Annotated in this window: 20 protein-coding genes; 15 read left to right on the top strand and 5 right to left on the bottom strand. The window is 63.8% G+C overall.

Annotated features, from left to right (window positions below; all coding sequences use genetic code 11):
• Window positions 1-28: 28 nt before the first annotated feature.
• The 10 genes from RLO07_RS06720 (at window position 29) to RLO07_RS06675 (ending at window position 11,015) form a co-directional block, all read left to right on the top strand.
• On the top strand, window positions 29-547 hold the full coding sequence (locus RLO07_RS06720) for an OmpH/Skp family outer membrane protein (protein WP_462291368.1): 519 nt from the start codon (window positions 29-31) through the stop codon (window positions 545-547).
• Window positions 548-555: 8 nt separating this feature from the next.
• Window positions 556-1,569, top strand: a complete 1,014-nt coding sequence (gene lpxD / locus RLO07_RS06715; RefSeq protein ID WP_462291367.1) for a UDP-3-O-(3-hydroxymyristoyl)glucosamine N-acyltransferase — start codon at window positions 556-558, stop codon at window positions 1,567-1,569.
• Between the two features lie 24 nt (window positions 1,570-1,593).
• The gene (fabZ, locus tag RLO07_RS06710; RefSeq protein WP_462291366.1) at window positions 1,594-2,022 is read left to right on the top strand and encodes a 3-hydroxyacyl-ACP dehydratase FabZ; all 429 of its coding nucleotides are present in this window, start codon (window positions 1,594-1,596) and stop codon (window positions 2,020-2,022) included.
• A gap of 3 nt (window positions 2,023-2,025) precedes the next feature.
• Window positions 2,026-2,796, top strand: coding sequence for an acyl-ACP--UDP-N-acetylglucosamine O-acyltransferase (lpxA, locus tag RLO07_RS06705; protein ID WP_462291365.1), 771 nt, complete (start codon window positions 2,026-2,028; stop codon window positions 2,794-2,796).
• Window positions 2,796-3,962 (top strand): lipid-A-disaccharide synthase, encoded by a 1,167-nt coding sequence (gene lpxB, locus RLO07_RS06700; RefSeq protein ID WP_462291364.1) that lies wholly within the window; start codon window positions 2,796-2,798, stop codon window positions 3,960-3,962. The genes lpxA and lpxB overlap by 1 nt, the downstream gene beginning before the upstream one ends.
• Window positions 3,946-4,554, top strand: coding sequence for a ribonuclease HII (gene rnhB / locus RLO07_RS06695; RefSeq protein ID WP_462291363.1), 609 nt, complete (start codon window positions 3,946-3,948; stop codon window positions 4,552-4,554). The genes lpxB and rnhB overlap by 17 nt, the downstream gene beginning before the upstream one ends.
• Before the next feature lie 9 nt (window positions 4,555-4,563).
• Window positions 4,564-8,052, top strand: coding sequence for a DNA polymerase III subunit alpha (gene dnaE / locus RLO07_RS06690; RefSeq protein ID WP_462291362.1), 3,489 nt, complete (start codon window positions 4,564-4,566; stop codon window positions 8,050-8,052).
• Between the two features lie 158 nt (window positions 8,053-8,210).
• Window positions 8,211-9,002 carry an SDR family oxidoreductase gene (locus tag RLO07_RS06685; RefSeq protein WP_462291361.1) on the top strand — a complete coding sequence of 264 codons (792 nt, stop codon included), beginning with the start codon at window positions 8,211-8,213 and terminating at the stop codon, window positions 9,000-9,002.
• A gap of 13 nt (window positions 9,003-9,015) precedes the next feature.
• Window positions 9,016-10,227 carry an MFS transporter gene (locus RLO07_RS06680; protein WP_462291360.1) on the top strand — a complete coding sequence of 404 codons (1,212 nt, stop codon included), beginning with the start codon at window positions 9,016-9,018 and terminating at the stop codon, window positions 10,225-10,227.
• 14 nt (window positions 10,228-10,241) lie between these two features.
• Window positions 10,242-11,015 (top strand): SDR family NAD(P)-dependent oxidoreductase, encoded by a 774-nt coding sequence (locus RLO07_RS06675; protein ID WP_462291359.1) that lies wholly within the window; start codon window positions 10,242-10,244, stop codon window positions 11,013-11,015.
• Between the two features lie 51 nt (window positions 11,016-11,066).
• On the opposite strand, the gene RLO07_RS06670 is transcribed toward RLO07_RS06675, so the two are convergent.
• Window positions 11,067-11,894: an SDR family NAD(P)-dependent oxidoreductase gene (locus RLO07_RS06670; RefSeq protein WP_462291358.1), complete on the bottom strand. Its 828-nt coding sequence runs from the start codon at window positions 11,892-11,894 to the stop codon at window positions 11,067-11,069.
• A 136-nt stretch (window positions 11,895-12,030) separates the two neighbouring features.
• On the opposite strand from RLO07_RS06670, the gene RLO07_RS06665 reads away from it, so the two are divergent.
• The 3 genes from RLO07_RS06665 to RLO07_RS06655 all read left to right on the top strand — a co-directional run bounded on the left by RLO07_RS06665 (window position 12,031) and on the right by RLO07_RS06655 (window position 14,597).
• A complete protein-coding gene (locus RLO07_RS06665) occupies window positions 12,031-13,053 on the top strand; it encodes a TIGR03617 family F420-dependent LLM class oxidoreductase (protein WP_462291357.1) in 1,023 nt (340 codons plus the stop codon).
• A gap of 106 nt (window positions 13,054-13,159) precedes the next feature.
• The gene (locus RLO07_RS06660; RefSeq protein WP_462291356.1) at window positions 13,160-14,263 is read left to right on the top strand and encodes a helix-turn-helix transcriptional regulator; all 1,104 of its coding nucleotides are present in this window, start codon (window positions 13,160-13,162) and stop codon (window positions 14,261-14,263) included.
• 46 nt (window positions 14,264-14,309) lie between these two features.
• A complete protein-coding gene (locus tag RLO07_RS06655) occupies window positions 14,310-14,597 on the top strand; it encodes a DUF1244 domain-containing protein (protein WP_462291355.1) in 288 nt (95 codons plus the stop codon).
• Here RLO07_RS06655 and RLO07_RS06650 read toward each other — a convergent pair whose 3' ends face one another.
• Together RLO07_RS06650 and RLO07_RS06645 are read right to left on the bottom strand one after the other, a co-directional pair.
• On the bottom strand, window positions 14,598-14,867 hold the full coding sequence (locus RLO07_RS06650; RefSeq protein ID WP_462291354.1) for a hypothetical protein: 270 nt from the start codon (window positions 14,865-14,867) through the stop codon (window positions 14,598-14,600).
• A 222-nt stretch (window positions 14,868-15,089) separates the two neighbouring features.
• Window positions 15,090-16,697: an AbgT family transporter gene (locus RLO07_RS06645; protein WP_462291353.1), complete on the bottom strand. Its 1,608-nt coding sequence runs from the start codon at window positions 16,695-16,697 to the stop codon at window positions 15,090-15,092.
• A gap of 177 nt (window positions 16,698-16,874) precedes the next feature.
• Here RLO07_RS06645 and RLO07_RS06640 point away from each other — a divergent pair, with 177 nt between their 5' ends.
• The gene (locus RLO07_RS06640) at window positions 16,875-18,626 is read left to right on the top strand and encodes an amidohydrolase (RefSeq protein ID WP_462291352.1); all 1,752 of its coding nucleotides are present in this window, start codon (window positions 16,875-16,877) and stop codon (window positions 18,624-18,626) included.
• A 4-nt stretch (window positions 18,627-18,630) separates the two neighbouring features.
• Here RLO07_RS06640 and RLO07_RS06635 read toward each other — a convergent pair whose 3' ends face one another.
• Window positions 18,631-20,304 (bottom strand): aminotransferase class V-fold PLP-dependent enzyme, encoded by a 1,674-nt coding sequence (locus RLO07_RS06635; protein ID WP_462291351.1) that lies wholly within the window; start codon window positions 20,302-20,304, stop codon window positions 18,631-18,633.
• 170 nt (window positions 20,305-20,474) lie between these two features.
• Here RLO07_RS06635 and RLO07_RS06630 point away from each other — a divergent pair, with 170 nt between their 5' ends.
• A complete protein-coding gene (locus tag RLO07_RS06630) occupies window positions 20,475-20,924 on the top strand; it encodes an Lrp/AsnC family transcriptional regulator (protein WP_462291350.1) in 450 nt (149 codons plus the stop codon).
• Between the two features lie 49 nt (window positions 20,925-20,973).
• Here RLO07_RS06630 and sodB read toward each other — a convergent pair whose 3' ends face one another.
• Window positions 20,974-21,555, bottom strand: a complete 582-nt coding sequence (gene sodB / locus RLO07_RS06625; RefSeq protein ID WP_462291349.1) for a superoxide dismutase [Fe] — start codon at window positions 21,553-21,555, stop codon at window positions 20,974-20,976.
• Window positions 21,556-21,642: the final 87 nt, after the last annotated feature.

The raw sequence follows: 21,642 nt of genomic DNA, 5'->3' as shown, positions 1-21,642 counted from the left end.
TTTTTCTTTCCACTACTGGAGAATACTTGTGTCTAACGTGTTTAAAGCTGTCCTGATAACTGCCGCCCTGCTGCTGCCGTCCATCGGTTGGGCCCAGGGGAAAATCGCCGTGGTCAATCTGGAGCAGGCTATCCTGCAAACGGATCATGCGCAGAAACGTCTCAGTGCTGAGCGCAACAGCGATGCCTACAAGTCTGACAAATCCGAGTTTGATCGCCTCAAAGACGAGCTGGACAAGATGGTTCAGGATTTCCAGAAAGACGTCGCGGTGATGAGCCAGGACCAGCAGTTGGCTGCCCGACGCCGTCTGGCCAGCAAGCAGGCGGATCTTGAGCATGTGGCCGGCAAACTGCAGCAGGCGGAGCAGGAAGTGGGCCAACTGCTGTTGCAGGAAATGTCTGCCAAAGTTCAGGAAGTGCTGCAGGAATTGATCACTACCGAGGGCATTGGCCTGTTGCTGCAGCGCGGCTCCGTGATTCACGCGGATGCGGGGTACAGCATTACCGCCAAGGTGACCGACAAGCTGAACCAGGCCTTCACCGAGTAAGTGCGGGCGTGTACTCCCTGGGAGAGCTGGCGGAAACCCTGGGGGTGCGCCTGACCGGTGATCCGCAGCTGCGGGTGACCGGTCTCTCGACCCTGGCACTTGCCGGTCCACAACAGCTTTCCTTCCTGGCCAACAGCAAATACCTGACCCAGTTGCAGCAGACGCGCGCAGCGGCAGTGATCCTGCGCCCGGAGCAGGCGCAGCAGTGTCCGGTTGCCTGTCTGCTGTCTGACAACCCCTATCTCACCTTCGCCCGCGCGACCGCGCTGTTTGTCGGTGAGGAGCGGGCGCTCGCGGGTGTGCATCCCAGTGCAGTGGTTGCACCGGATTGCGCTATCGACAGCAGTGCCTCGGTCGGGCCCAATGCGGTTGTCGAAGCGGGGGTGGTGCTGGGCGCGGGTGTCGTGGTTGGTGCCAGTGTCTATATCGGCGCCGGCTGTCGCATAGGTGCCGGCAGTCGACTCTATCCCAATGCGGTGTTGTACCGGGGAGTGCAGCTGGGTGAGCACTGTATCATCCACAGCAATGCGGTACTGGGCGCCGACGGCTTCGGCTTTGCTCCCTCGGCCGCCGGCTGGGAAAAAATCCATCAACTCGGTGGTGTCTGCATCGGCAACCGGGTGGAGGTGGGAGCCTGCACCACCATTGATCGCGGCGCACTGGAGGATACCGTGGTGGAGGACGGCGCCATCATCGACAATCTGGTGCAGATCGCCCACAACTGCCACATCGGAAAAAATACCGCGATCGCAGGTTGCACGGGGTTGGCGGGAAGCACGATCATAGGCGCGAATTGCACGCTGGCAGGCGGCGTTGGAGTAGTCGGCCACGTGGAAATCTGCGACAACGTGCATATCACCGGTATGACCATGGTGACCAAGTCCATTACTGAACCGGGGTCTTATTCTTCCGGCACGCCAATGTCCTCAACGCGGGACTGGAAGCGCAGTGCGGTCCGCTTTGCCCAGCTGGACAGCATTCAGAAGCGCCTTGCCGAACTGGAAAAACGACAACAGCAATGATCTTGGGGGACCCGCAGTTTGATCATGGACATCTCGGAAATACGCAAGCATCTGCCACACCGCTATCCTTTCCTGTTGGTGGACAGGGTGCTGGAACTCAATTTGGGCGAGTCAATTGTTGCCTGCAAGAACCTCAGCATCAACGAGCCGTTCTTTAACGGCCACTTTCCCGAACAGCCTGTTTTCCCCGGCGTCATGCTGCTGGAGGCCATGGCCCAGGCGGCGGGTATTCTCGGTTTCAAATCGATGAACAAGACGCCCGCCGATGGTTCGATGTACTACTTTGTCGGCGCCGATGACCTGCGCTTCAAGCGCCCCTGCGTACCCGGGGACCAGGTCATGCTGCGGGCCAGGATTCTCTCCGATCGGCGCGGCATCTGGAAGTTCGCCGTCAGTTCCGACGTGGATGGCCTGCTCTGCGCTTCCGCCACGATCCTGTGCGCTGACCGCTGAGCCATGATCCACAGCCAGGCCATCGTCGATCCTTCTGCCCGCGTCGCCGACGACGTCGAGGTGGGCCCCTGGACCCTGATCGGTCCGGAAGTGGAGATAGGTCCCGGCTGCAAGATTGAATCCCATGTCGTGATCAAGGGACCCACCCGGATTGGCGCCGGCAATCACATCTACCAGTTTTCCACCATCGGCGAAGCCACCCCGGATCTCAAGTACCGGGATGAACCCACCTATCTGGTGATCGGCGACAACAACATTATCCGCGAGAACGTGACCATCCATCGCGGTACCGTGCAGGACCGCTCCGAGACCACAATAGGCAACAACAATCTCATCATGGCCTATGTACACATCGGCCACGATTCGGTAATCGGAGATCACACGATCCTGGTGAACAACACCGCGCTCGCGGGACATGTCAAGATCGGCGACTGGGCAATTCTCAGTGGCTATACCCTGGTGCACCAGTTCTGCAAGATTGGCGCTCACAGCTTCAGCGGCATGGGTACGGCGATCGGCAAGGATGTGCCCGCCTATGTCACGGTCAGCGGCGCACCTGCGGAAGCCAAGACCATTAATATCGAAGGCCTGCGCCGGCGGGGATTCTCGTCGGAAGCCATCGGCCAGCTGCGGCGCGCATTCAAGATTGTCTATCGCCAGGGGCTGACCCTGGAACTGGCGATTCAACGGCTGGAAACGATGCTCAGTGACACTCCGGAAGTGCAGGTCATGATCGATTCCATACGCGCCTCGGAGCGCGGTATCGTACGGTAGTGGCAGAGCACAGCCTCCGCATTGGTGTGCTGGCGGGTGAAGCTTCCGGGGACATTCTCGGCTCCAGGCTCCTGGCCGCCCTGCGCAAGCGCTATCCGGAACTCCGGATCGAAGGTATTGGCGGGCCGTTGATGCAGGCCCAGGGCCTGGACAGCCTGTTTCCCATGGAGCGCCTGTCGGTAATGGGCTTCGTGGAGCCGCTCCAGCGCCTGCCTGAGCTGTTGCGCATCCGCCGCAGCGTCTACCGGCACTTTCTCGCCAACCCGCCGGATATCTTCATCGGCATCGATTCGCCGGATTTTTGCCTGCGGCTTGAGTGGCAGCTGCGCCGGGCCGGGATTGCCACCGCGCATTTGGTCAGCCCTTCGGTCTGGGCCTGGCGCCGGGGCCGTATCCGCAAAATTGCCCGCGCTGTCGACCGCATGCTGTGCCTGTTTCCTTTCGAAACTGGCATCTACCGGCAGCACGCAATAGCCGCCGACTTTGTCGGCCACCCGCTGGCCGATGAAATTCCCCTCCAGATTGACCGTGCCGCCGCCCGCGCCGCCCTCGGACTGCCCGCCACGGGCCGCCTGCTGGCCCTGTTGCCCGGAAGTCGCGGTGGCGAGGTGGGGCTGCTGGCGCCACTGTTTCTGGCAGCGGCCCTTCGCCTGTCGCGAGCCGACCCCGAGCTCCGCCTGGTCCTGCCTGCTGCCAGCACCGAGCGGCTGGTACAGTTGCAGGCCCTGCTGCCCGCGTATTCCGAGCTGCCCCTGACTCTGGTGGAGGGGCGCTCCCGGGAGGTGATGATGGCCGCGGACGCAGTCCTGCTGGCATCCGGCACGGCGACTCTGGAAGCACTGCTGGTGCAGTGCCCAATGGCTGTGGCCTATCGCATGTCACCGCTGAGCTGGGCCCTGGTGTCGCGGCTGGTAAAGACGCCCTTTGCGGCGCTGCCGAATATTCTGGCAGGCAGGGCGCTGGTGCCGGAGTTGATCCAGCAGGCGGCAACGGTGGAGGCCCTGGTGGCGGCCGTGCAGCCACTGCTCTACAACTCCCACGTTACCCGGGAGCAGCAGCAGGCCTTTGCCTCCATCCACCAGGCGCTGGCGCTGGGCTTTGGCGAACGTTGTGCAGACGCCGTTGCGGCCGTGCTGGAGAATCGCTCTCATGAGCATGCTGTTTAGCATTGACTACCACGCGCCCGGTCTGGCCGGCGTCGACGAGGTCGGCCGCGGTCCGCTGGCCGGGGACGTGGTCGCCGCGGCGGTCATCCTCGACCCTTCTCGACCGATCCCGGGTTTGCGTGACTCGAAGAAGCTCAGCTCCGCCCGCCGCGAGGCGCTCGCCGCACAGATCCGCGAGCACGCCCTGGGCTGGGCGGTCGCCCGCGCCTCGGTGGCGGAGATCGATGCGCTCAACATCCTCCAGGCCTCCCTGCTGGCCATGCACCGGGCGGTGCAGGCGCTGGACCCGCAGCCCGACTGCGTGTTGGTGGATGGCAACCGGCTGCCACGCTGGGATTACCACTCCGAGCCAGTCGTCGGCGGCGATGACAGGGTGCCCGCCATCGCTGCCGCCTCCATCCTCGCCAAGGTGCAGCGCGACCGGGAGCTGGTGGCTCTCGACGCCCTGTATCCCGGCTACGGCTTTGCCGCCCACAAGGGCTACCCGACGGCGGCCCATCTGCAGGCGTTGCGCAGGCTCGGGGTGACGCCGGTACACCGGCGCAGCTTTGCGCCGGTCAAGGCCCTGTTGCCGGGGACGCCCGCGGGGTAAACTGCCCCGATGACTGACTTCGTACACCTCCGGCTGCATACTGAATATTCCCTGGTCGATGGGCTGGTGCGGGTCAAGCCGCTGGTCGAGCGGGTTGCGGCGCTGGGGATGGCCGCGGTTGCCGTGACCGACGTCTGCAATTTCTATGCGCTGGTGAAAGTGTACAAGGCCGCCTTCGCCGCCGGGGTCAAGCCCATATTCGGGGTCGACCTGCGGGTGCTGGACGAGGACGATCCCGAGCGCGCCTACCCGCTGTGCCTGCTGGCCATGAACGACACCGGCTATCGCAATCTCACGGTGCTGATTTCCCGCGCCTACACCGAGGGCCAGCACCTGGGTGTGGCCCGGGTGCACAAGGCCTGGCTGGCCGAGCGCAGCGACGGCCTGATTGCATTGTCCTGCGGCGCCGCCGGCGATGTCGGCCAGGCCCTGCTGGGCGAGCGCCCGGCCCTCGCCGAGGAGCGCGCCAGGTACTGGATGTCACTGTATCCCGGGCGCTTCTATCTGGAACTGCACCGCACCGGCCGCGAGGGTGACGAGACCCATTTGCACGCCGCGGTAGAGCTGGCGTCGAGGCTGCAATGCCCGGTGGTTGCCACCAACGATGTGCGCTTTCTGGATGCCAGCGAGTTCGAGGCCCACGAGGCGCGGGTTTGCATCCGCGAGGGCCGGACCCTGGACGATCCGCGCCGGGCTCGCGCCTACACCGAGCAGCAGTACCTGCGAACGCCCGGGGAAATGGCCGAGCTGTTTGCCGACATTCCCGAGGCCCTGGCCAACAGCGTCGAGATCGCCCGGCGCTGCAACCTGGTTCTGGAACTGGGCAAGCCCTATCTGCCGGACTATCCGGTGCCTGCCGGGCTCACCATGGACGAGTATTTTCGCCAGCTTTCCCATGAGGGTTTGGATCGGCGCCTGGCGACGCTGTTCGATCAAGCGTCCGGGGAGTTTGCCGGCAAGCAGGCCGAGTACCGGGCGCGGCTGGACTTCGAGCTGGAAACCATTGTCCAGATGGGTTTTCCCGGCTACTTCCTGATCGTGATGGACTTTATTCGCTGGGCCAAGCAGCAGGAGATCCCGGTGGGACCCGGGCGCGGCTCTGGCGCCGGTTCCCTGGTAGCCTACGCGCTCGAGATCACCGACCTCGATCCGCTGCAGTACGACCTGCTGTTCGAGCGCTTCCTGAACCCGGAGCGGGTGTCCATGCCCGATTTCGATGTCGACTTCTGCATGGAGAAGCGCGATCACGTGATCGACTATGTGGCCGAGACCTATGGCCGCGAGGCGGTATCCCAGATCATTACCTTTGGCACCATGGCCGCGAAGGCGGTGGTGCGCGATGTGGCGCGGGTGCAGGGCAGGCCCTACAGCCTGGCGGACAAGCTGTCGAAGATGATTCCCTTCGAAGTGGGCATGACCCTGGCGAAGGCGCTGGAACAGGAAGAGGTACTTCGCACCTTCCTTGAGGAAGACAGCCAGGCTCTGGAAATCTGGGACATGGCCCTGCAGCTGGAGGGCATTACCCGGGGTGTCGGCAAGCATGCGGGGGGCGTGGTGATCGCGCCCTCGAAACTCACCGATTTTTCGCCCTTGTACTGCGACGAGACCGGCGCCGGCCTGGTGACCCAGTACGACAAGAATGACGTCGAGGAAGCGGGGCTGGTCAAGTTCGATTTCCTCGGCCTGCGTACCCTGACCATCATTGACTGGGCGGTGCGCATGATCAATGCGGTGCGCGGCGGCCAGGGCGAGGTGGCGCTGGATATCGCGCATATTCCGCTGGACGACCAACCCACGTTCAAGCTGCTGCAGGCGGCGGAAACCACCGCCGTGTTCCAGCTCGAATCCCGCGGCATGAAGGACCTGATCAAGCGCCTGCAGCCGGATTGCTTCGAGGACATCATTGCCCTGGTGGCCCTGTTCCGCCCGGGGCCGCTGCAGTCGGGCATGGTCGACAACTTCATCAATCGCAAGCACGGTCGCGAGGCCATTTCGTTCCCCGATGCCCAGTACCAGCACCCGCTGCTGCAACCGATCCTGGAGCCCACCTACGGCATCATTCTGTACCAGGAGCAGGTGATGCAGATAGCCCAGGAGCTGGCCGGCTACAGCCTTGGCGAGGCCGACCTGCTGCGCCGGGCCATGGGCAAGAAGAAACCCGAGGAGATGGCCAAGCAACGCGCGGTGTTCGAGCAGGGCGCACGCGACAAGGGCGTGGACGGCGAGCTGGCGATCCGGATCTTCGACCTGGTGGAAAAGTTTGCCGGCTACGGCTTCAACAAGTCCCACTCCGCCGCCTATGCGCTGGTGTCCTACCAGACCGCCTGGCTCAAGACCCACTATCCTGCGCACTTCATGGCGGCGGTAATGAGCTCGGAACTGCAGAACACCGACAAGATCGTGGTGTTCGTGGAGGAGTGCCGGGCGATGAAGCTGGCGCTGCGCCTGCCCGATGTCAACGAAGGCCAGTACATGTTCACGGTGGATGCCGACAACGACATCATCTATGGCCTGGGGGCGATCAAGGGGCTTGGCGAAGGGCCGGTGGAAAACCTGTTGCGGGCCCGTCAGGAGGGCGGTCCGTTCCGCGATCTGTTCGATTTCTGCACCCGCACGGATCCGCGCAAGGTCAACCGCCGCGCCATCGAGGCGCTGATCCGTGCCGGCGCCTTCGACAGCCTCGGGGTGGAGCGCTGGGTGCTGATGGCAGCACTGGACGATGCGCTGAAGACCGCAGAGCAGAGTGCCAGCAACCGGGACAGTGGCATGGCGGACCTGTTCGGCGAGGTGGTGCCGGGGCCGGTCAGCGCCGGGGACGATGTCTATGCCGGGTTCCGTGCAGCGCGTCCCTGGAGCGGACGCGAGCGTCTGGGCGGTGAGAAGGATACGCTGGGTCTGTATGTCACCGGCCATCCCATCGACGAGTACGAGCAGGAGGTGCGCAAGTTCGCGCCCACCCGCATCGCCGACCTGCGCGCGGACAAGCAGGGCACGCAGATGCTGGCGGGGCTGGTGGTGGCGTCGCGGACCATGAAGACCCGCCGCGGCGACACCATGGCGATCCTCCAACTCGATGATCGCAGCGCGCGTATCGAGGTCACGGTCTACGCCGATACCTTCAATGAAAAACGCGAGATCCTGGCCAAGGACCAGATCGTGATTGTCGAGGGCAGCGTTGCCCACGACGATTACTCCGGCGGCCTGTCGGTCCGCGCCAAGGAAGTTCGCAGCCTGCTCGAGGCGCGGCAATCATTTGCCGCCGAGCTCACCATCGAGGTCTGGCAGGACATGCTGGACGAGAAACTGGCCGAGCGCCTGGCCCGGGCCCTGGAGGGCGCCGGTGGTGGCAGCTGCCCGGTGTCGCTGCTGTATCGCCAGCCCCGCAATCGCGCCCGGGTGCGCCTGGGCGAGCGCTGGTCCGTGGTGCCCAGCGACGATCTCCTGCAGCAGCTGCGGGACTGTGTCGGCAACGACCGCGTCGCCCTGCACTACGCCTGATATCCCCGGTTCCGCGCCAGTGCCGGCCGGGCGCCATTCCCGGTTCGATCTGCTGCACCAGTTCCCGCTACCTCGGCCCCTGCATTGCGCCCGCACCCTCCAGCGGCCAGAATCGAGCTTCATTGCCTGCCAACGATAAAAACCGAGGAGTGTCTGTCATGTTGCTAAAGGACAAGGTCGTGATTGTTTCCGGTATTGGTCCGGGTCTGGGCCAGGAGCTGTCCACCCTGGCCGCCCGCGAGGGTGCCGCGGGCGTGGTGCTGGCGGCCCGAACCCCGGCCAAGCTGGATACCGCCGAGGCTGAGATCGAGGCCCTCGGCCTCGGCACCCGCACCCTCAAGGTGGTGACGGATATCGCCGACAAGAGCCAGTGCGAGGCACTCGCCAGCGCCACCATGGAAGCCTTTGGCCGCATCGATGTGCTGTTCAACAGCGCCTATGACCCAGGCAATTTCGAACCCATCGCGGAGGCAGACCTGGACGGCTGGCGCCGCAGCATGGAGGTCAACTTCTTCGGCACCATGCAGCTGACGCAGGCCTGCATACCGCATCTGCGCGCTGGTGGCGGCGGTGCCATCGTCATGATCGCCACCATGGTGGAGCACAAGCCGCTGGCGACCCAGGGTGGCTATGGCGCCTCCAAATCGGCACTGCGCAATGCCACCAAGCATCTGGCGCTGGAGCTGGGGAAGGACAATATCCGGGTCAACAGCTGCCACATGGGCTGGATGTGGGGACCGGCGGTCGCGGGTTATTTTGACTGGCAGGCCCAGGCCAGTGGGCGCCCGCAGGAAGAGCTTATCGCCGAGGTCACCCGCAACATACCCCTGGGACACATTCCCGACGACGGTGACTGTGCCAAGGCCGCGGTGTTCCTGGCCTCGGATTATGCGCGCGTGGTCACCGGTGCCGGGCTGGATGTGAACGGCGGCGAGTACATGCCGGTGTGAGGGGAGTGTCCTGATGTTCTACGGCTGGCTACTGGTCGGTGCTGCGTTCCTGGTGTTGATGGTCAGCAGCGGCTCCATCATGTATTCCTACAGTGTGGTGGCGGTACCACTGGGCGCGGCCTTCGACGCCAGCCGCATGACCATGATGCTGGGCATTACCGGCATGACCCTGGCGGGCGGCCTGCTGTCGCCCTTCATGGGCAGCCTGATCGACCGCTGGTCGCTGCGGCTGATGATGTTCCTGGGCGCGGCGGGCCTCGCCCTGGGCTACGTACTGCTGTCCTTCACCACCGCCAGCTGGCAGGTGCCGATTATCTATGCGGCCCTGATGATGCTGGGTATCAATCTGCTGGGGCCGCTGACGACGTCGACCCTGCTGGCGCGCTGGTTCAGCCGTCGCCGCGGCATTGCCCTGGGTATTGCTGCCGTCGGGACCTCGGTCGGCGGCTTCGTGTTCCCGCCGCTGGTGCAGTGGCTGATCGACAGCTTCGAGTGGCGCAGCGCCCTGCGGATGCTCGGTCTCGGTTCCCTGCTGCTGACGCTGCCCGCGGTCTGGCTGGTTGCGAACCGCCCCGCCGACCGGGGCCTGCATCCGGACGGCGATGCGCCACCGGCAAGCAGCGGGCCGCTGCCGCCGCCCCTGTCCACGGCGGCGCTGCTGCGGGAGCGCAACTTCTGGTTGGTGGCACTCTCCATCAGTCTGCTGTTCGGCGTCTATTCCGCGTTGCTGGCCAACCTGGCGCCCTTTGCCCTGGATGCCGGTTCGACACCGGAGCGGGCAGCCTTTCTGATTTCCGCTATCGCACTGGCCGGCATCGCCGGCAAGCTGGGTTTCGGCGCCATTGCCGACCGGGTCGACCTGCGGGCCGGGCTCGCCGCGTCCATGACCCTGGTGATCGCCGGGCTGATGTTCTACGTCGTCGGCGGCAGCTACAGCATGCTGCTGTTTGGCAGTATCAGTATCGGTCTTGCCGCCGGTGGCATGCTGCCAGTCTGGGGGGCCTTGCTGGCGGTGCTGTTCGGCGCCGCCAATTACGGTCGGGTGATGGGCATGATGAACCCCGTGATCATGCCGATGACCCTGCTCGGGCCGCCGCTGGCGGGACTGGTGCGCGATGCCACCGGCAGCTACAGCGGTGCGTTTCTCGGTTTTGTGGTGGCGCTGCTGGTGGGCCTGGTGCTGCTGCCGATGATTCGCATGCCGGCGGCAGTGAAATCCATCTGAGCAGGAGCTGAATCATGCACAACCCTGAGATCGTGATCATTACCGGCGCCGGTGGCGGCATCGGCGAGGGCGTTGCCCGCAGTTTTGCCCGTGCCGGCTGGACTGTGGTGGTGGCCGAAATAGATCGGCAGCGCGGCCAGGCAGTTGCCGACTCGCTGGCCGCCCTTGGCGGCCAGGGGCGCTTTATCGAGACCGACGTTGGCGACCTGGCCAGTGTGCGCGGCATGGTCGAGCGAACCTTGAGCGAATTCGGTCGCGTGGATGTACTGGTCAATAACGCCTATCCCACCGGCAGCGGTGCCACCAGTGTCAGTGGCGTCAGCGATGAGCGGCTCGCCGGCTCGATGACGGCAGGCTTTCACGCGGTGCTGGCCGCCATGCAGGCGGTGTATCCGGTCATGGCGGCGCAGCACTGGGGCAGGATCATCAACATGTGCTCGCTGAACGGCGTCAATGCCCACGCCGGCACGGTGGATTACAACTGTGCCAAGGAAGCGGTGCGCACTCTCACGCGCACGGCGGCGGTGGAGTGGGGTAGGGATGGCATCACCTGCAACGCGATCTGTCCGGGAGCGGCAACGCCGGCATTCAAGGCGCGGATGGCGGAAATGCCGGAGATGATGGCCGGGATCCAGAAGATGATTCCCATGGGCTACAGTGGCGATCCGGAAGAGGATATTGCGCCGGTGGTTCTGTTTCTCGCCAGCGAGGGCTCGCGCTACATGACCGGCAATACTCTCTATGTCGATGGCGGTGGACATATCAATGGCGTGCCCTGGAAGCCTTGAACCAGCGCTCTTCAATACGCCGATGCCACGCTTGCAAGCGGATTCCGGCGATTATCGGGTGAACAGTCTGGCATGCAACTGTGGCGCACGAATCACGCCCTTGTCATGCCAGGCAAGGGCGTCAGCTGATTCCGCCAGCCACACCACGACATCGGCAATGGCTTCCGGCTCGGTTGGTTGGTAGAGGGTGGGAATGTCGACGCCGAAACCGTTGGCTTTCATGACCTCGGTCAGCACGAAACCCGGCTCCACGCTGAAGAAGCGCAGGCCACTGCCGGCGTGCTCCACCCGCAGGCTCGGTACCATGCGGATCAAGGCCGCTTTGGAGGAGGGGTAGACAAAGCTCCAGCCGCCCTGGTCTGCGGGCGCGGGCGGGTCCGCGAGGGCAGAGCCGGAAACCATGTTGATGACACTGCCTTCGCCCCGCGCCAGCATGCCCGGCAGCAGTTTTTGCACCAGCGCCAACGGTGTCAGCACATTGCCGCGGTAGACGTTCTCCGCCTGTGCCAGGGTGACATCCAGCACTCGCTGCAGGTTGCCGGGCCCCTGGTAGCAGGCATTGTTGAACAGCAGGTCCACGCGACCGAAATGCGCCAGGGCCTGGTCGGCGGCCGCGAGCACGCTGGCAGTGTCGAGGATGTCGGAACGCAACAGCAGGGTATCCGCGCCGTGCTCCCGGGCGGCCGCGGCGGTAGCTTCCAGGCTGCCGGGCAGGGCACTGGCTTTCGACTCCCAGCTCCCGTGTTCGTGCTCTTCACCCTCCCGCAGGGTGCGGGCCGTCAAAGCCAGGTCGTAGCCGGCGCGAGCCAGCGCGATGGCGGTGACGGCGCCGATACCGCGGCTGGCGCCGGTGATGAAGGCGACTTTGCGCTCGGTCATGGCTGTGCTCCGGTGAAGGTCGGGATGTAGGCCGTGGCGACGCAGGAGCCGGATCAGATTGGCTCTGTTGCTCACAGGCATGCAGTGATTGCAGCTGGCAGCAACGTTAGCTGTTTGAATTCAGTGAGGTCAAGTCATGTTCAAAGTGTATGCCACAACGCCGGAATCCATGGGTCCGGGCGCCATCGGCGCTCATGCGGCGCGCGCCGAGGCGATGGGTTTTGACGGCCTGCAGGTGCCGGATGCGGTGCACGACGGTTTGCTGCTGGCGGCCATGGCCCTGCAGGCCACGCAGACACTGGTGGTCGGCACTGCGGTACTGGTGGCCTTTCCTCGCAGCCCGATGACGGTGGCCATCGCCGCCTGGGACCTGCAGCAGATGTCCGCTGGCCGCTTTGAACTGGGCCTGGGTACCCAGATAAGGCAAAACATCGAAGAGCGTTACTCTGCGCGCTGGGTGGCGCCGGTACCGCAGCTGCGCGAGTACGTGCAGTCCCTGCAAGCCATCTTCCACAGTTTCCAGACCGGTGAGCGCCTGTGCTTCGAGGGCGAGCACTACCGCTTCACCCGTCTGCAGCCCTTTTTCAATCCCGGCCCGATTGCGCACCCGCACATTCCGGTACTCTGCGGCGCCGTGGGGCCCGTCATGACCCGCATGGTGGGGCGGGTGGCGGACGGCATGATCACCCATCCGACCAACACGCCGCCCGCCTACATCCGCGAGGTGTGCCTGCCGCGGTTGCAGGGCGGTTTCGAGCAGGCGCAACGCAACGCCGCTGACTTTCGCCTGGTGTTGGGGCCCTTGATCGCCACCGGGCGGGATGCACAGACGGTGGCCGGCGCCTGGGAAAAGCAGCGACGCCTGCTCGGGTTTCTGTATTCCACGCCCGCCTACTGGCCCAGCCTGGAGTTGTTCGGCTGGCAGGACAAGGGCCAGCAACTGCTGGACCTGACCCGCGAAGGCCGCTGGCAGGATCTTGAGGACATCGTCAGCGACGAGATGCTCGAGCAGTTCGTGCCCCGCGGTAGCTACGCCGGGATTGCCGATGTGTTGTGCGAGCACTACGCCGGCCTGGCTCACAGCATTACCTTTCCCATGCCCGAGGATCCCGCGGACGATGCCCTGGCCGCGGCCGCCATTGCCCGCCTGCGTGGCTGATCAACTCCGCCCTTCAGCGGAGCCGTTTGACCGCCATCAATGGACGCAGGACAATCGCGGCTTTAACGTCGGGTCCCCCATGCGCGACTACCAGATTTCTGAACCCATGAACGAACTGTTGCTGGCGCTGTCCCGGGGGCCCGTGGCGGAGCCGCCCTGGGAGGAGTTCCTGTGTTTGCTGGGTGAGGCCTTGTCTGCGGATTTCGTCACCCTGATCCTGCGCGCACCCAGGGAGGGCGATGCCGGCCTGGTGATCAATTCGGTGGTGCTGTCACCGGCGGTCTACTCCGCTTACAACGAGAGCTATTTCGCGCTGGATCCATTTGTCAACCTGCCGCCGGGACAGGTATTTACGGTCGATGAGTTCATGGCAGCGGATGACTATTACAATTCCGACTACTATCGACAGTACGTGGAAACCACCGGGATCCGGCATCTGATGGGGGCGGACCTCGGTGATGCGCTGGGCAACAGCGCGCGCCTGCGCTTCGCCCGGGTCATCGGGCGCGACAACTTTTCCCCGGCAGAGCGGGCGCTGTGCCTGCGTCTGTTGCCCCACATCCAGCAGACCATCCGCCTGCAGGCGCGCATCGCCCGGGTGGAGAGCGAGCGTTCCCTGTTTGCAGCGGCGGTGGATCGCATGGCCCTGGCTGCGTTTATCCTCGACCAGCGCGCGCGTATCCGCCACAGCAATCATGCCGCGGACAGGTTGCTGCAGGAGGGGCGCTGGTTGACGGCGGCGGACGGCCAGTTGCGGCTGCTGGACCAGAGTGACCAGCGCGCGTTTCGCGCCTGCCTGGATGATGTGATGCAGGCCCATCTGCGCGGTGAGCCCGGGCTGGTGAAGGCGTTGCGACTGGGCTCCGGCAATGCCGCTGGCGCCGGCATGTTGCTGCGTCCGCTGCCGCTGGTGGCGGCTCCTGACGGCAGCCGCAATCCATCGGTGGCGATCTTTGTCTCGGACCCTCTGCATCCCCGGGAGGCCCCGGCGGACATCCTGATGACGCTGTTCAGCCTGACCCGGGCGGAAGCCAACCTGAGCCTGTTGCTGGCAGGGGGCGCTAGCCTGGATGAGGCCTGCGCGCAGCTACAGATTTCTCGCAACACCGGCAAGTCCCATCTCAGTGCCGTGTTTGCCAAGACCGGCGTCACCCGCCAGACCCGTCTGGTACAGTTGATACTCGGCAGCGTCGCCCCGATGGGCGACTGATTGTCGTCCATCGGGGCGACTGATTCCCTGTTACGGAGCGCAACACATGAGTAAAACCGACACGATTGAAGCCGCCGTATTCCGGCGCCTGCTCGCCCATCTCGACAGCCGCAAGGATGTGCAGAACATCGAGCTGATGAACCTCGCGGGGTTCTGCCGCAACTGCCTGGCAAAATGGTATGCCGAGGCCGCAGCCGAGGCGGGAGAGGTGGTCGAGGAAGCGCAGGCCAGGGAGCGAATCTACGGCATGCCTTACAGCGAGTGGAAAGAGAAGTTCCAGCAACCTGCCAGCGAGGAGCAGCTGGCAGCATTCAGGGCGCGGCAGGTAGACTGATTACAGGTCCCGCATCTGCCGCAGGTAGCTGAGGCGGGTGCTGTAGGGCTCCAGGGCGCGACCAGCCGTGGTTTGCAGCAGCGCGGCAATGGAGCCGACCGGCTGATCCGGGTCCGAGGGGGCTGCCATCAGGTGCCGGCCCAGCTGCCGTACCCCGGTGCCGATGACGGACATGCTTTCCACGGTCGCGTGCAGGAGCAACATCTCCGCCACCACCAGGTCGGCGACGGCGCGCTGCAATGGTTCCTGCTCGATATCTGGCTGTGGCATGGTGGGGCTCTCCCTCGGAGTAGTGTGGCACTGTGGCGGTGCAGGCCTGCACCGCCACAGTGCGTTTAGGGGGCGCGGTGCCGGTCGGTACCGGCTTTGCGTCCCCTGCATCACTGTTTGCAGCAAACTCCGTGCCAGCCAGCGGAAAGCATCATAGCGGCTGAAAATGACAATTCAACTGCGGCTGTTGGGATTTTTACCGCAACGGGGACGCTGCCAGGCTCAGCCGATGCTGCCTTCGAAGCTGTAGAAAGTGGGACTGCCAGGCCCCACCGGCAGGCCGAGTACAAACACCCAGAGGAAAAACAGCAGGCTCCAGCCGACGAAGAACACCATCGAGTAGGGCAGCATGATCGCGATCAGGGTGCCTATGCCCAGCTGCTTCTGGTAGCGGCAGGCGACCGCGAGGATCAGTCCGAAGTAGCTCATCATCGGGGTGATGATATTGGTCACGGAATCGCCGATGCGGTAGGCGGCCTGTATCACTTCCGGCGAGTAACCGATGATCATCAGCATGGGCACGAAGATGGGCGCGGTGATTGCCCACTGTGCCGATGCGGAACCCAGCATCAGGTTGACGAAGCCGCACATGGCGATGAAGAACAGGAACAGCAGTGGTCCGGTCAGGCCCAGCTCCTGCAGGAAGGTGGCTCCCTTGACGGCGAAAATGGCGCCGAGGTTGCTCCAGCCGAAGAAGGCGACGAACTGGGCGGCGAAAAACACCAGCACGATGTACAGACCCATTGAGCTCATGCCTTGGGCCATGGCGTCGATGGTATCGCGATCGTTGCGCATGGTTCCTGCAAGGCGACCGTAGACCAGCCCCGGAATGGCAAAGGTGACGAAGATATACACCACCACCCCCTTGAGGAACGGAGAACCGGCCACCGCTCCGGTGACCGGATGGCGCAGCACGCCCCATTCAGGGACCACCGTGATGGCGATCAGTGTCAGCAAAGCGAGGAAAGTCAGCCCGGCGCCCTTGAGGGCGTGTCGCTCCAATGTGGTGAGAGGCTGTAATTCCTGAGCATCCAGATCAATGTTGGCAGCGCTGTTGTCATAGGCGCCGAGCTTCGGTTCCACGATCTTCTCGGTGACGACAGCGCCCAGAATCGTGATCAGGAAGGTACTGCCGATCATGAAAAACCAATTGGCCTCGGGGCCGACCGTATAGGTCGGGTCGAGCAGGCGCGCGGCCGCCTCGGTGAAGCCCGCCAGCAGGGGGTCCACGGTGCCGATGAACAGGTTGGCACTGTAGCCACCGGAAACACCGGCGAAGGCCGCCGCCAGACCGGCCAGGGGATGGCGACCCAGGGAGTGGAAAATCGCTGCCGCCAGGGGAATCAACACCACGTAGCCCAGCTCCGAGGCGGTGTTGGAAATGATCCCGGTGAATACCACGGTCAGCGTTACCATGCGCGGAGCGGCACCGAGCACCAGGCCGCGCATTGCCGCGCCGATCAGCCCCGAATGCTCGGCGATGCTGACGCCCAGCAAGGCCACCAGCACAACGCCAAGCGGTGGAAAGCCGGTGAAGTTGGTGACCAGGTTGGAGACAATGCGCTGGATTCCGTCAACGCTGACGAGGCTCACCACCCGGATGATACCGTCTGCAGAACGGCCTGAAATGCCTTCCGGCCGGGGATCGATCGCGCTCAGTCCGAACCAGGCTGCCACCCCGCTAAGCAGGACAATACCGACGGCGAAACAGGCAAACAGGGTCACCGGATGCGGCAGCAGATTGCCCAGCCATTCGACCGTGTTGAGGAAGCGGGTAAACCAGCCTTGTCGCGGTGTTGGGTCATGCTTGGGGGAAGGTTTGTCCGCCACTATTCATCACCCTGTGTTGTCTTTTGTCGGCACGGAGACGCTATCACAGCCGGTGCATTTGGAGAAATGATGCGGGCCGGATCCTGCGCTGTCATGATTTTCTTACCCTCTGGGGGTATTGCTCCTGCAGGATTGGTCTGCGAGATTGGTGAGCATCCGTGCCCAGGCACGCATGCAATGGAGAAGCCGATCGTGCCCCAGTCTTTCCTTTTTAACAGTCTGCAACGTTGCATTGTGGCCTGCACTTTCCTGCTGCTGGCGCCGACTCTGTCAGCCCAGCCCGCGGACCAGCTGCTGCACAACGCCCGCATCTACACCCTGAATCCGGAACAGCCCTGGGCGGACACCATCGCCATTGCCGATGACACTATCGTCTACGTGGGCGATTACGCCGGCGCCCGGCCGCATCTCGCCGCGACCACACGCCAGACCGATCTCGACGGCAGGCTGGTGTTGCCAGGCTTTATCGATACCCACATGCACATCGGCGAAACCATCCCTTACGTCTTTGCCGCCTCCCTCGGCCCGGGCATGAACCCGGAGGAACTGTTTGCCGCGATTGCCGAGCACGTAGCGGCGTACCCGGAGCAGAACCCGGTAATCGGCAATGGCTTTCTGGGGGCGGCTTTCGGTGACCAGGGGCCTACCGCGGCAGAGCTGGACCGGGCGGTGCCAGACCGGCCGGCAATAATTTTTGACGAGGGTTTCCACTCGGCCTGGATCAACAGCAAGGCCATGGAATTGGTGGGACTTACCGCCGATAGCCCGGACCCGGTGCCCGGCGTACACTACTACAAGCGCTACCCCGACGGCACACCGACCGGCTGGCTGATCGAAGGTGCTGCCTTTGCCTGGGTCAGTGAAAAGCTGGGTGTCATCACCGAGGCCAGCCTTGAAGCGGGTGCCGACCAGTTTCTGGGCACCCTGTCGTCGATGGGGATTACCGGCGCCTTTGAAGCCGGTATGATCGGCAGCGGTGAGGAAACCCTGGCCCTGTTCGATCGCCTGGTGGCGGAGGATCGGTTGCCGCTGCGGGTGGTGGGGTCGCTCTATGTCAACACCGCAGAGAAGCTTGCCGCCGCGCCGACAGACCTCGCGCGCTTGCAGCAGCGCTTTCACTCTGAATTCTTCGATGTGCGCACCCTGAAGATCTCCCTGGATGGCACGGTTGAGGCCCAAACCGCTTTCATGCTGGAACCCTACCGGAAACCGGAGGGGCATCTTGCGCAGCCGCTGGTGCCGGCTGCTGACGCCAAGGCTGCCATCGTGCGCGCGGCCGGCGAGAATATTGATGTCCATCTCCACGCACTGGGAGACGGCGCCGTACGTCTGGCCCTGGATGGGGTGGAGGCTGCGCGCGACGCGCATCCGCAATCCCGCTCCCGTTTTACCCTCTGCCACGTGCAGATCGTCAATCCTGCGGATATCCCGCGTTTCGGTGCGCTGGATGTCGTCGCCCAGTCAACACCGACCTGGTTCGTCTACGACGATATCGCCCTGGAATTTCTGGGTGAAGAGCGCCTGCAGCAGCACTATCCGCTGCGCTCCATCGCCGCTGGCGGCGCCCGCATTACCCTCGGCAGTGATTACCCTGCCAGCTGGATTGGCCTGGACGGCCTCAATCCGCTGTTCAATATCGAAATGGGCATGACCCGACGGCCAGCCGGGGACCCGGACTTCGTGCCGCAGCCATTGGCCAGCGAGGTCATTACCCTGGAGCAGGCGATTCGCGGCTATACCCTGGATGCCGCCTGGCAGCTGGGACTGGAGGACCAGATCGGGTCCCTGCAGGTGGGCAAGCAGGCGGATCTGGTGGTGCTCAGCGACAACCTGTTCGAAATGGACCCCTATGCCATCCACACTGCCCGGGTATTGACCACGATTGTGGATGGCAAGACCGTGTTCAGTGCGGCAGACGAGGCGCCCTAGCAGCTCAGGCAGTCTGGCCCTGGGCAGCAAGCGCGGGCGCTACCTCCTGTGGCAGGGCAAACCAGCGCAGATGTTCGTATGCAGCTGGAAGTTGCAGGGTCACGGATGTTGCAGCGCGATCGCCCCGGGTTAATTCCCGTTCCGCCACAGTGAGCTGTGCCTGCAATGTCAGTGGCGGGGTGCCTGCAGCTGGCGTTGTCGGCTGCTCCAGCCAGCCCAGATTCGCAAGTGGATCCGGACGCTCGCTCCGATGACCCTGAAAGCGCCACACCCCGTGCGTCGTGTCCACCTGGTAGCAGGGCAAAAGGCGCCAGCCATGTTCGGCCACCAGTTCCAGCGCCCGCAGCAGGTATTCAAACTCCTCATCATCAATGAAGTAGTTGAAGTTCAAACGTACCCAGCCCGGCCGCAGCAGGCTGATGCCAGCGGTGATCGCCGCTTCCAACTGCTTGCTGTAGGCCATATCCATGCCCAGCAGGGCGTGGGCGTAGGGTCCCGCGCAGGAGCAGCCACCGCGCGCCTGGATGCCGAACAGGTCGTTGAGCAGCGCCACCACGAAGCCGTAGTGCAGGTCGCGCTCGCCGTGACGAAAACGCAGGGAGAAAATCGGCAGGCGCGAAGCAGCGTGACTGCCCAGTACTTCGATGTTGGGGCAGTCCCGGAGCCGGGTCATGGCGCGTTCGGCCAGTGTCGATTCGCGGGCCTGGATGGTGTCGGTGCCTACGGCCTGTTGCAGAGAGAAAACCAGGCCGGCGCGAATGGATTCCACGATGGCCGGGGTGCCGCCTTCCTCGCGCCGCTCGATATCGCGGCTGTAGACGTGGTCCTCCGGGGTCACATAGGTCACCGTGCCACCGCCCACCATGGCCGGCACCCGGTTGCCGAATAACGCGCTTTTGGCCACCAGGATACCCGGTGTACCGGGGCCGCCGACAAATTTGTGCGGGGACAGGAATACCGCGTCCAGCGGGTCTGCGCCGTTCATGTCGATGGCCACGTAGGGGCCGGCGGCGGCGTAGTCCCAGAACGCCAGCGCGCCGTGCGCCTTCAGCAGGCGGGTCACGGCGGCCACATCACTCTTGATACCGGTGACATTCGATGCGGCGGAAAAGCTGCCAATCAGCAGGGAGCGATGTGCGTGCCGCCCCAGGGCGGATGCCAGTGCCTGCTGGTCGATGCCACCCCGGGTATCGAGGGGGATGACCTCCAGTTCGGCGATGCTCTCGCGCCAGGGCAGTTCGTTGGAGTGGTGCTCATAGGGGCCGATAAAGACCACTGGCCGCTCGGCCTCGGGCAGCTGTGCCGACAAGTGGCAGCGGGCATCCAGTTCCGCCGGCAGGCGCAGATTCAGCACATCGATCAGCTTGTTGATGGCGGCGGTGGCCCCGGAACCGCAAAAGATCACCTTGTCCTCGCTGCCGCCATTGACGGCTGCGCGCACCTGCTTGCGTGCCGCTTCGCGCAGAGTCGTGGTATGGGCTCCGGTAAAGGAGGTCTCGGTATGGGTGTTGGCGTAGAAGGGCAGCACCTGTTCGCGGATGTACTCCTCAATGAAGTCGAGGCTGCGGCCAGAGGCGGTGTAGTCCGCATACACCAGCGGCTTGTCACCGAACGGCGTGGCGATGGGCTGGCGCTGGCCGATGACGGCCTGGCGTATCCGCTCGATCAGGTGGCTCATGGGCAATACTCCCGGGGTGGATTGCGGTTGATTTCGGGTGAGAATTCTAGCGTCTGGGAGCCGAAACATTGTGCCTGATTGTGTTTGAATATTTGATAATATAGCTACAATGTTCCATTATTTTTTTATATTTCGAAATAACGTTCCTTCCTGGGGTGCGAGAGACACGAATGCTCGATTCGACCGACAAACAATTGTTGCGCCTGCTACAGGTTGACGCCGCGCTGTCGGTGGCGGACCTCGCCGAGCGGGTGAGCATCTCCAAATCCGCCTGCTGGCGGCGGCTGCAAAAGCTGGAGCACAACGAAGTGATCCGCCAGCGGGTGACCCTGCTCAATGCCGCCAGGGTCGGGCTCGGGCTCACGGTGTTCATCACCATCCGCACCAATCAACACAATGAAGCCTGGGTGCAGCGCTTTCGGGAAGTGGTGCAGGGCGTGGAGGGCGTGCTCGAGGTCTATCGCCTGGGTGGACAGCTCGACTATCTGCTGAAGGCGGTGGTCGCCGACATGCCGGACTATGACCGACTCTACCAGCAGCTGATCGCCGCGGACCTGTTCGATGTGTCCGCCAGTTTTGTGATGGAGGAGATCAAGGCCACCACGGTGTTGCCGGTGTAGGGTGGGGAGGAAGGGCCGGCGCGGCAAAAATCCGCGCCGGCATCGGGACTCAGGCGAAATTCTTGTTCACGAAGTCCCAGTTCACCAGCGCCCAGAAAGCCTCCAGGTACTTGGGGCGGGCATTGCGGTAGTCGATGTAGTAGGCGTGCTCCCACACGTCCACGGTCAGCAGCGGTGTCACCGCGCTGTCGGTCAGCGGGGTACCGGCGTTGCTGGTGTTGACGATGGCCACGCTGCCGTCAGCGTTCTTGACCAGCCAGGTCCAGCCGGAGCCGAAGTTGCCGGCAGCTGCTTCGCTGAATTCTTTTTTGAATTCGGCAAAAGAACCGAAGGCCTTGTCAATGGCAGCGGCCACGGCACCGGTGGCTTTACCGCCGCCGTTGGGGCTCAGGCATTCCCAATAGAAGCTGTGGTTCCAGACCTGGGCCGCATTGTTGAATACGCCACCGGAGGCTGTCTTGATGATCTCTTCCAGCGACTTGCCCTCGAATTCGGTGCCGGGCACCATGCCGTTCAGCTTCTCGACGTAGGTGTTGTGGTGCTTGCCATAGTGATAGTCGATGGTCTCCTCGGATATGTGCGGTGCCAGTGCATCGCGCGGGTAGGGCAGGGCGGGGAGTTCAAAAGCCATGGTAGTCCTCCAGAAATTTCAGGATTGGTGAGTTGGCAATCGTCCAGACTTGTGCTTTCGCGTCACCGGCCCGCTGTTGCGGCATCC

The organism is Haliea sp. (assembly GCF_040221975.1).
In the GTDB taxonomy this organism is placed as follows: domain Bacteria; phylum Pseudomonadota; class Gammaproteobacteria; order Pseudomonadales; family Halieaceae; genus Haliea.
This window is presented reverse-complemented; position numbering and strand designations above follow the sequence as displayed.

Coding starts and splice junctions, on each gene's coding strand:
- fabZ (WP_462291366.1), top strand. CDS start 1,594: ATGGACATCTCGGAAATACGCAAGCATCTGCCACACCGCTATCCTTTC.
- lpxA (WP_462291365.1), top strand. CDS start 2,026: ATGATCCACAGCCAGGCCATCGTCGATCCTTCTGCCCGCGTCGCCGAC.
- rnhB (WP_462291363.1), top strand. CDS start 3,946: ATGAGCATGCTGTTTAGCATTGACTACCACGCGCCCGGTCTGGCCGGC.
- dnaE (WP_462291362.1), top strand. CDS start 4,564: ATGACTGACTTCGTACACCTCCGGCTGCATACTGAATATTCCCTGGTC.
- RLO07_RS06685 (WP_462291361.1), top strand. CDS start 8,211: ATGTTGCTAAAGGACAAGGTCGTGATTGTTTCCGGTATTGGTCCGGGT.
- RLO07_RS06680 (WP_462291360.1), top strand. CDS start 9,016: ATGTTCTACGGCTGGCTACTGGTCGGTGCTGCGTTCCTGGTGTTGATG.
- RLO07_RS06675 (WP_462291359.1), top strand. CDS start 10,242: ATGCACAACCCTGAGATCGTGATCATTACCGGCGCCGGTGGCGGCATC.
- RLO07_RS06670 (WP_462291358.1), bottom strand. CDS start 11,894: ATGACCGAGCGCAAAGTCGCCTTCATCACCGGCGCCAGCCGCGGTATC.
- RLO07_RS06665 (WP_462291357.1), top strand. CDS start 12,031: ATGTTCAAAGTGTATGCCACAACGCCGGAATCCATGGGTCCGGGCGCC.
- RLO07_RS06660 (WP_462291356.1), top strand. CDS start 13,160: ATGAACGAACTGTTGCTGGCGCTGTCCCGGGGGCCCGTGGCGGAGCCG.
- RLO07_RS06655 (WP_462291355.1), top strand. CDS start 14,310: ATGAGTAAAACCGACACGATTGAAGCCGCCGTATTCCGGCGCCTGCTC.
- RLO07_RS06650 (WP_462291354.1), bottom strand. CDS start 14,867: ATGCCACAGCCAGATATCGAGCAGGAACCATTGCAGCGCGCCGTCGCC.
- RLO07_RS06640 (WP_462291352.1), top strand. CDS start 16,875: ATGGAGAAGCCGATCGTGCCCCAGTCTTTCCTTTTTAACAGTCTGCAA.
- RLO07_RS06635 (WP_462291351.1), bottom strand. CDS start 20,304: ATGAGCCACCTGATCGAGCGGATACGCCAGGCCGTCATCGGCCAGCGC.
- RLO07_RS06630 (WP_462291350.1), top strand. CDS start 20,475: ATGCTCGATTCGACCGACAAACAATTGTTGCGCCTGCTACAGGTTGAC.
- sodB (WP_462291349.1), bottom strand. CDS start 21,555: ATGGCTTTTGAACTCCCCGCCCTGCCCTACCCGCGCGATGCACTGGCA.